Origin of the sequence: Borrelia hispanica CRI, from assembly GCF_000500065.1 — a bacterium.
In the GTDB taxonomy this organism is placed as follows: domain Bacteria; phylum Spirochaetota; class Spirochaetia; order Borreliales; family Borreliaceae; genus Borrelia; species Borrelia hispanica.
In genome coordinates this window covers 1-8797 of sequence record NZ_AYOU01000111.1, presented here as the reverse complement: position 1 = coordinate 8797, position 8797 = coordinate 1, and the positions used below count along the sequence as shown (strand labels likewise).

Genomic DNA, 8797 nt, shown 5'->3' with positions numbered 1-8797 from the left:
GTGGAGAAGAAATGCTGGCATCAATAGTGAAATCTACAGAAAATAGGGTTGTGGCTTTGACAGGTAATGCAACTTCAGGTACAACTCCATTGGAATTTGCAAAAGGAGGAACATCGGCTCACTTAGCAAATGCTTCAGATGCAAAAGCAGCAGCAGTAGCAGGAGGAATAGCATTACGTTCATTGGTTGAAGACGGTAAATTGGCATCAGGAGCTCAAGATGGACAAGCAGGAGGAAAAGAAGAAGTACAAAAAGTAGGGATAACCGCAGTAAATAAGTTATTGGGAGCAGTAGAAGAAATAGTGAAGAAGACAGTAAAGAATGTTTTGGAGAAAGTAAAGGAAGAAGTAGATAAGGCAAGAGATCCAAAAGCAGCAGGTAAGTAGTAGAATTTGAATATAGTTGTTGCAATAATTAAATAAGAACCTTATTAAAGGGAGCAATAAAGCTCTCTTTTTTATTTGCAGTATTGTGTATGTTATATAAAGCCTCATTTATTTGTTTTTTATTTTTAAAGCAAAGCTAGAAAATAATAAAAAAAACAAGGAGGCTAAGAAAGGAATGAAAGAGAAGAAAGGAATAGGAAATATAGAAGAGTGTATAAGCGAGTATAGAGAGAAGGGAAGAGAGAAGGGAAGAGAGAAGGGAAGTAAAAGAATAGTAAAAGGAATAATGGTGATGGTAGTGATGGTGGTGATGGGATGTAATAGTGGAGGAGTAAAGGAAGGAGAAGAGGTAGGGCTACAAGAGGTTGGAGGTTTGAAATTGGGTGATACAACTAAATCTATATTTTCTGCATTTGTAGATTTAATAACAAATTCTTTAGGAATTTCAGTTACTAGTTCAACAAAAAAAAGTGATATATCAGATAAATTCAAAGACTTAGTAAGTGCAATAGATAAAGCGATTAATCAAGTACAAGAGGTAGCAAGTAAAGTAGGAATCAATGTTGAAGAATCTCAAGATGGAAGTATAGGGCAAGCAAAGAAAACACTTAATGAATTAAAGAAGCATATTACTTCTTTACAAACTCTTATTAACGAAAGTATGGTAGTAAGTGGTGTTACAGCAAATGTAGCAACAGCAGTAGAAGGAGTAGGTTCTAGTATAGAAGATGTTAAGGGAGCATTAAAAGCTTTAAAGGGCATAGTTAATTTTAGCGTTAAAAAATCAACTGTATCTAAAAATGAAACAGTATCTAATGAGGAAAAAGAAGGAGGTAAAGTACTAAAGACAACAGGGGGAGGAGGAGCCGTTGAAGGAGATGCAGCCAAGGCTTTATCAATAGTAACTTCAGTAACAGGTGAAGACATGTTATATGCTATAACATCAGCTGAGGATTCAGATGTTGTTGCTGAAACTACCATCAGTTCAGCAACTCAACCAAAACATGCAGTAAAACTTGCAGTAACAGGAGCAGCAACAACAGCAGACAATGCACAAAATGCAAGTAAATTAGCATTAGCAGGAGGAATAGCATTACGTTCTTTGCTTAAAGGCGGTAAGCTAGATGCATCAGCAGCAAAAACCAGTACAAACGCGGTTAACGGAGTAGGAGTAAGCGCAGTAAATAAATTATTAAAAGCAATAGAAAGTATTTCTAAAGTAATAGTAAGTCAATGTTTAGAACAGACAGAGCAAATATTAGTTAAAGGCAAATCGAAAAGCGTTTAATTATATATGAATCAGTAAGTAATGTAATAAGTAAAGAAAATGCTCTTTATACGTGTGGATATGTGTTGGAGTATTTTCTTTTTATAAAAGAAGGGGGGGATTATGGATATTTATAATATAAATTGTATTAATTAGTTAGGAGGGCTTATTTTAGTTCTCTTTTTTGATTTGTATTTATTGTGTATGTTTCTTAACTTATCTTTTTTTGTATAAATCATCTTTTTTCTTTTTAATCTTTTAAAGATAAGGAGGGGGGGAAGAAGAATAGTAGAAGTGATAATGGTGATGATGGTGGTGATGGGATGTAATAATGGGATGTTGGAAGAAGAGAAGGGAAAGAATAAGTTTTTGAAGTCTTTAGTGAGCTTGGGTAATGAATTTTTAGATGTTTTTACTTCTTTTGGGGATATGGTAGGGAGTGTATTGGGATTGAATTTGGAGAGTAAGAAATCGGATGTTGGGAATTACTTTAAGAAGGTTCAAGATACTGTGCAGGGGATAAAGGATGGACTTAATAAAATTGTTACTGATATGAAGGAAGAAGGAAATCCAGATGTTGAGGCTACAGCTACTGCAGTGAAAACATTAGTTGAGAATAAACTTGATAAGATAATAGAGGGAGCAAAGACAGCAAGTGAAGCTATTGGTGATGCTAGTGGACCAATTGGTAATGTAGCTGATAATAATGCTGGAGGTACTGCTGGTGATATTGATAGTTTAGTGAAAGGAATTAAAGAAATAGTAGAAGTAGTACTTAAAGGTGTAGGGAAGGCTGATGTAGGGAATGATAAGAAAGCTAGTGATGGTTTTAATGCGAGAACAGCTGGAGATGGAGAAGCAGGGAAATTATTTGGTGCTGCTGCTATTAATTCTGCTGATAATGCAAAGAAGACAGCAGAAGATGCATCAAAAGCAGTAGGAGCAGTAACTGGAGCTGATATTCTGCAGGCTATAGTGAAAAAAGGTGATGCTACTGTTGCTAGTGCAAAAGATGGCACTATAGCAGGAGCTATGGCATTGCGAGCTATGGCAAAGAATGGTAAATTTGCTAATGATAATGATGGAACTGCTGAAGTTATTACTGCAGTTAAAGGGTCAGCTGTTAGTGCAGTAACTAAAGCATTAGATACATTAACAATAGCAATAAGGAAGATAATAGATGCAGGACTTAAAGAAGTAAAAGCAGCAATGAAAATTAATGTTAATGCTATTCCTGTGGTGTCTGATAGAAGTGCTCCTGATGCTAAGAATCAATAGTTAAATTATATGACTGAATAATAAAATAAGGTAAATAAAGTTATAACGGGAAGATACTGGGAGTTAAGTTCTTAGTATCTTTTATTTTTATTTTGTCTAAAAGATATATTTTATTTGCTATTGCTAACATTTGTTATTTATTATCCGTTAATTCATAGTTGTGTCCATTTTGTTTTTTTGATTTTCCTTGATAGAAAAGCTAAAAATAAATAAAAAAAACAAGGAGGCGAAGGAAAGGAATGAAAGAGAAGAAAGAAATAGGAAATATAGAAGAGTGTATAAGCGAGTATAGAGAGAAGGGAAGAGAGAAGAGAAGTGGAAGAGTAAAGGGGATAAGAATAAGAGAAGTAATGATGATGCTGGTGATGGTAGTGATGATGGGATGTAATAATGGAGTGTTGGAAGAAGAGAAGATAGGGTTGGAAAAGAAGAATAGTTTTTTAGATTCTTTAGTTAAGATTGGGGAAGGGTTTCAGGAGATTTTTGGTGTTTTTGGGAGTGCTGTTGGAGATGCATTAGGATTTAGTGTAGTTAAATCGGGAGATACGAGAAGTAAAATAGGAGAACATTTTAAAAAGCTTGGAAATGGACTTACGACAACTAATAACAAGTTAAAAGAGTTAGCAGTTAACATATCTAAAACTAAGAATGCTGATGGAAACACAATTGAAGTTGTTAAGGGTGTCATAAAGGGAGCAAATGATGTTTTTGAACAATTAATTGCTTCACTCATTAAACTTGCTGATGTAACCAATGATGTTGCTGGAATTGGTGATACTGTTAGTGCAGGTGCTGCAGTAGCTGCTGATAAGGATGGGGTTGACTCTATAGTTACAGAAGTTAAAAATATTATTGAATTAGCGGAAAAATCTAATATAGAAGTTAAGCCTGGCAATGTTGGTGAAGCAGTGAATTCTGCTGCTTCCAGTGCTACTTCTGCACTTACTGCAAATGGTGATGCTGGTGTTAATGCTGGTCCTAAACTAGCAGCTGAAGTGTCAAAAGCAGATCCATGGGCAATGCTTGACAAGATTAAGAATGCTAAAGCTAATGTTGTTCAACTAAATAATGCTAATAATAAAGGCGCTGGAGAATTAGCAGTTGGTACACCTAATCATGCTAACGGTGCTGGTGCGGCTACTAATGCTGACCTAGCAGCAGCTGTTGCTCTTAAAGCCATGGTGAAGAGTGGTAAATTTAGTGCTAATGCTGGTGCTGGTGAAGTTGAAGCAGTTAAAGCAGCAGCAATAAATGCAGTAAATAAGGTACTAGGGATACTTGATGTAATAATTAGGAAAACAGTAAGTAGCAATCTAGATAAAGTAAGAGAAGCAGTGAAGGGAATAAAATATTCTGAGACTAGTGGAGCTGAGGCTAGTCAATCTGATGCTACTCAGTCTGTTGTTACTAAATAAATCAAAAAATTAAATAAAAATAATCAAATTACTTAAGCATAAAGAGAACCATCTTTTCTTGATGTAGGAGAGATGGTTTCTTTTTTTTGTTTTTAATAACATTTTGTGATCATGTGTGAACAATTATTATGAGGTGAGGCTTGCTTGATAAGCGATTATTACTAAGACTTAATAACTTATTCAAAAATGTATAACCAATGAATAAAGAACTAACAAAACATATCTTTAGCCAATAGCAATGATTGATACTAAGAGAACTAAGTTCTTAATATTTCACTTAACTAATTTAAAACTAATAAATGGGAGAATAGAGTAATAGAGATTATGATGGGATGTAATAGTGGGGGAGGGAAGGATCCAGAGAAAGTGTTTTTGAGTGAGATGGTAAATTTAGGGAAAGGATTTTTGGGCGTTTTTGTGAGTTTTGGGGATATGATAACAGGGACGTTGGGGGAATAAAGCGGATACAAAGAAAAGTGAGATAGGTGGATATTTTAGTAAGATAGCAGAGACAATGAAGGAAGTGAAAGTGAAATTAAGTAAAATTTTGGATGAACATGGAAGTTATGGAGAGGTGAGAGAGAAGGTAGAGGAATTTATTGGGAAGATAAGTAAGATTGAAGAAGGATCAAAGGAGTCTGGGAAAGGGGCTACAGGTGATGATGTTATTGGAAATGCTAAGCAAGGAGAGGATGCTGTACCAGCTAATAAAGATTCTATAAATTCTATTATTAATGGCTTTAAGACAATCGTTGATATAGTTTTAAAAAATGAGGGAAATTTTAATGCTACTAAGACAGGTGAAGATAAGAAATCAGTTGGTAAATTGTTTGGGAGTAATGCTAATGATGGAACAGAAGCGCAAGCAGCAGCGGCAAGTGCGTCAATAGGAGCAGTAAGTGGAGCTGATATATTGCAGGCAATAGCTAAGTCTGATTCAGTTTCTAATGATCCTAAGGTTGAAACCGCAAAAAATGCTGCTGATATTGCGGCTGCTAAGAAGGAAGATCACGAAAGAGATTACGGTTGATGAGGCAAAGAAGGATGCAGTAATAGCAGCAGGAATAGAGTTAAGAGCAATGGCAAAGGATGGTAAATTTGTTGATAAGACGGGTGAAGAGAAATCAGCAAATGCAGTCAATGGAGCAGTGGCAAGTGCAGTAAGTAAGGTATTGAGTACATTGACAATAGCAATCAGGAATACAGTGGATGAAGGATTAAAAAAGATAAATAAGGTATTAGGAGAGATTAAACAAGAGGAAGGTTCTGAGTCTAAGGTTAATTAATAGGTGAATTATTATATATTGAAATATAGTTAAAGTTATTATGTAAGAATTTTGGCAAAGGGAGCAATAAAGCTCTCTTTTTTTATTTGCAGTATTGTATGTGTTATATAAGTCATATTTTTTTGGCTTCCTTAAGAGCAAAGCTAGAAAATAATAAAAAAAACAAGGAGGCTAAGAAAGGAATGAAAGAGAAGAAAGGAATAGGAAATATAGAAGAGTGTATAAGCGAGTATAGAGAGAAGGGAAGAGAGAAGGGAAGAGAGAAGGGAAGTAAAAGAATAGTAAAAGGAATAATGGTGATGGTAGTGATGGTGGTGATGATGGGATGTAATAATGGGATGTTGGAAGAAGAGAAGGCGAAGAGCCAATTTCTAGGGTCGATTGCAAATTTAGGGAAAGGATTTTTGGAAGTTTTTGTGAGTTTTGGGGATATGATTACAGGGACATTGGGGATAAAGGCAGAAACAAAGAAAGAAGATATAGGGAAATATTTTAGTAAAATTGAGAATACAATGAAAACAGTAAAAGTGAAATTGGGGGAGATTTTAGAAAAGAATGGGAATTATGTAAAGGTGAAAGAGAAGGTAGAAGAATTTATTGGGAAGATAAGTAAGATCGAAGAAGGGGCAAAAGAAGCAGCTGGGGGTGCTAGTGGTAATGATGCTATTGGTGGTGCTACTAGTGCAGGGCAAGCAGCGGTAGCTGCTGACAAAAATTCAGTTGTTTCGTTAGTAAAAGGAATAAAGGCAATTGTTGGAGTAGTGTTGAAAGATAATGAAGGTAGTGCGCATGCTAGTAAAACAGGGGATGATAAGAAAGATATTGGAACACTATTTGTTAATGATGCTGGTAAGGCTGATGCCAAAGAGGAAAATATTGCAAAAGCATCAGCAAGCATTGGAGCAGTAAGTGGGTCTGATATATTGCAGGCAATAGCAAAGTCTAAGGAAGATCCTAAAGCTGATAGTGCTAATGGAATTGAGAAAGCAACAGATGCAGCAGAAATTGCTATTGCGCCAGTTGTTAATGATAAAAAAGAGATTAAAGAGGCTACAGCAAAGAAAGATGCAGTAATAGCAGGAGGGATAGCATTGAGAGGAATGGCAAAAGATGGTAAGTTTGCAGCGAAGAATGAAGAGAAATCAGCAAATGCAGTCAATGGAGCAGTAGCAAGTGCGGTAAATAAGGTATTGAGTACATTGACAATAGCAATCAGGAATACAGTGGATTTGGGATTAAAAGAGATTAATAAGGTATTGGGAGAGATTAAGCAAGGAGAAGGTTCTGAGGTTCAGTCTAATTAATAGGTGAATTTATATATTGAAATATAGTTAAGTTGTTATGTAAGAATGTTGGCAAAGGGAGCAATAAAGCTCTCTTTTTTTATTTGCAGTATTGTATATGTTATATAAATCATCATTTGTTAAATTTTTTTGTTTGCTTTCTTGGTAGATAAGCTAAACAAAAAATAAAAAAATAGGAGGCGAAGAAAATCATGAAAGGATATTTAGAAGAGGAAGGAAGAAGAAGTAGTAGTAGAAAAAAGGAAGGGAGATGTAATGAGAGAGGAGAAAAAAGGGAAGAGAGTAATGAGAAGAGTAATAATGATGGTGATGGGATGTAATAGTGGGGTGTTGGAGGCAGGGAAGATGGTAACATAAAAGAAGAATAGTTTTTTAGATTCTTTGATTAAGATCGGAGAAGGGTTTCAGGAGATTTTTGGTGTTTTTGGGAGTGCTGTTGGAGATGCATTAGGATTTAATGCTGTTAAGTCGGATGATAAGAGAAGTAAAGTGGGAGAACATTTTAAGACTATTGGAGATGGATTAAAGAATACTAAGGATAAATTGAATGCTTTAGCGAAAGATATATCTTCTACTGCATATGCTGATATTACAGCGGTTGAGACTGTTATTAAAGGTACTAGTGAAATTATTGCAAAATTAGTAACTTCTGTAACTAAGCTTGCTGGGGTTGTTGGTGATACTGATATAGGTGATAATGCTGCTGCTGCGGTAGCTGCTGAAGGGGCTGGTGTTAAAACTGTTATTGATGAAATTAAAGCTATAGTTGAGATTGCTATTAACTCTGGAGTAAATATTGGAAAAGGGATTGCTGGTGCTGCTGTAGCAAATGGTAATGGTCCTAAGGCAGTGGTTCACAATGCTCAGGCTGGTGCAGGTGATACTACTAAACTAGCTGGGGAAGTTGCTAAGGCAGATCCATGGGCAATGATTGATAAAATTAAAAATGCTACGACTAAAAATGCTGCTCCTGCTGCTAATGATAATGCTGGACAATTAGCTACTGCGACTGATGCTAATAATGCTAATGGTACTGCAGCTACTAATGCAGATTTAGCGGCTGCAGTTGCACTAAAAGCTATGATTAAAGGTGGTAAGTTTAATCAGCCTGCTCAAAATGAAGATGGTGCACTTAAGGCAGCTGCTGTCAGTGCAGTAAATAAGGTATTAGGGATACTTAATATAATAATTAAGAAAACAGTAGAAAGTAATTTAGATAAAATAAGAGAAGCGGTTAAGGGAATAAAATACTCTGAAAGTGGTGGAACTGAGGCTAGTCAATCTGATGCTACTCAATCTGTTGTTACTAAATAAAGAATAAAGAGTGATTAATAAATTATGAAATGTAAACACTTCTTTTTATAATGCTATAATAGAGAGAGGTGTTATTTTTGTTAATTATGTTACTCGATGTACATGTTCTAATTAAAAATATTCGGTTTATTGTATAAAATTGTATAGGATAGATTTGCATAGTTGTAAAATTTTGTATAAAGATATAATGAATCATAAGAAGTAAGTTTTAGTTTATATGAGATATCTTAGTTGTTTTAGGAGATTTAATGACACGCCCAGTTGTAATATTAATTTAGTATGGTATCAAAACATATTAAAACTTCTAACTAAACTAAGATCTTACACAACAAGTATATATTAAAAATGTAGAAAAGTCTAGCAATAGTAAAATTTTGTTTTTTTAATGTAGATAATAGAAAACTTGTACTATTTGATATTAAGAGGTAGTTTTTAGAAAAATTAATAATTTCTTTAGAATTTATTTCAATTATATTATTTGTACTATTGTTAAATATGATTTTATCATTTTTTGATGTTTGATTTTTTAAAAAATTTTTTTATACTA

6 protein-coding genes and 2 pseudogenes are annotated in these 8797 nt (G+C 34.6%); all 8 read left to right on the top strand.

Features of this window, described 5'->3' with window-relative positions:
* Positions 1–386: variable large family protein (locus U880_RS0103280; protein WP_024654354.1), on the top strand; the 386-nt coding region annotated here is incomplete at its 5' end.
* 175 nt (positions 387–561) lie between these two features.
* Complete coding sequence (locus U880_RS0103275) at positions 562–1674, top strand: variable large family protein (protein WP_024654743.1); 1113 nt, start codon at positions 562–564, stop codon at positions 1672–1674.
* A gap of 279 nt (positions 1675–1953) precedes the next feature.
* Positions 1954–2931, top strand: coding sequence for a variable large family protein (locus U880_RS0103270; RefSeq protein ID WP_038359105.1), 978 nt, complete (start codon positions 1954–1956; stop codon positions 2929–2931).
* A 350-nt stretch (positions 2932–3281) separates the two neighbouring features.
* Entirely contained in the window at positions 3282–4346 is a 1065-nt protein-coding gene (locus U880_RS0103265; RefSeq protein ID WP_038359110.1) for a variable large family protein, read from the top strand.
* A 324-nt stretch (positions 4347–4670) separates the two neighbouring features.
* Positions 4671–5632: pseudogene (locus U880_RS10045) on the top strand (variable large family protein).
* Positions 5633–5925: 293 nt separating this feature from the next.
* Positions 5926–6936 carry a variable large family protein gene (locus U880_RS0103255; protein WP_038359107.1) on the top strand — a complete coding sequence of 337 codons (1011 nt, stop codon included), beginning with the start codon at positions 5926–5928 and terminating at the stop codon, positions 6934–6936.
* A 191-nt stretch (positions 6937–7127) separates the two neighbouring features.
* A complete protein-coding gene (locus tag U880_RS11950) occupies positions 7128–7256 on the top strand; it encodes a hypothetical protein (protein WP_268744604.1) in 129 nt (42 codons plus the stop codon).
* A pseudogene (locus U880_RS10040) lies at positions 7222–8250 on the top strand (variable large family protein). The gene U880_RS11950 and the pseudogene U880_RS10040 overlap by 35 nt, the downstream one beginning before the upstream one ends.
* Positions 8251–8797: the final 547 nt, after the last annotated feature.

What these genes read in the sequence shown, in the direction of transcription:
- U880_RS0103270 (WP_038359105.1), top strand. Translation starts at nt 1,954, where the DNA reads ATGGTGATGATGGTGGTGATGGGATGTAATAATGGGATGTTGGAAGAA.
- U880_RS0103275 (WP_024654743.1), top strand. Translation starts at nt 562, where the DNA reads ATGAAAGAGAAGAAAGGAATAGGAAATATAGAAGAGTGTATAAGCGAG.
- U880_RS0103255 (WP_038359107.1), top strand. Translation starts at nt 5,926, where the DNA reads ATGGTGATGGTAGTGATGGTGGTGATGATGGGATGTAATAATGGGATG.
- U880_RS11950 (WP_268744604.1), top strand. Translation starts at nt 7,128, where the DNA reads ATGAAAGGATATTTAGAAGAGGAAGGAAGAAGAAGTAGTAGTAGAAAA.
- U880_RS0103265 (WP_038359110.1), top strand. Translation starts at nt 3,282, where the DNA reads ATGATGATGCTGGTGATGGTAGTGATGATGGGATGTAATAATGGAGTG.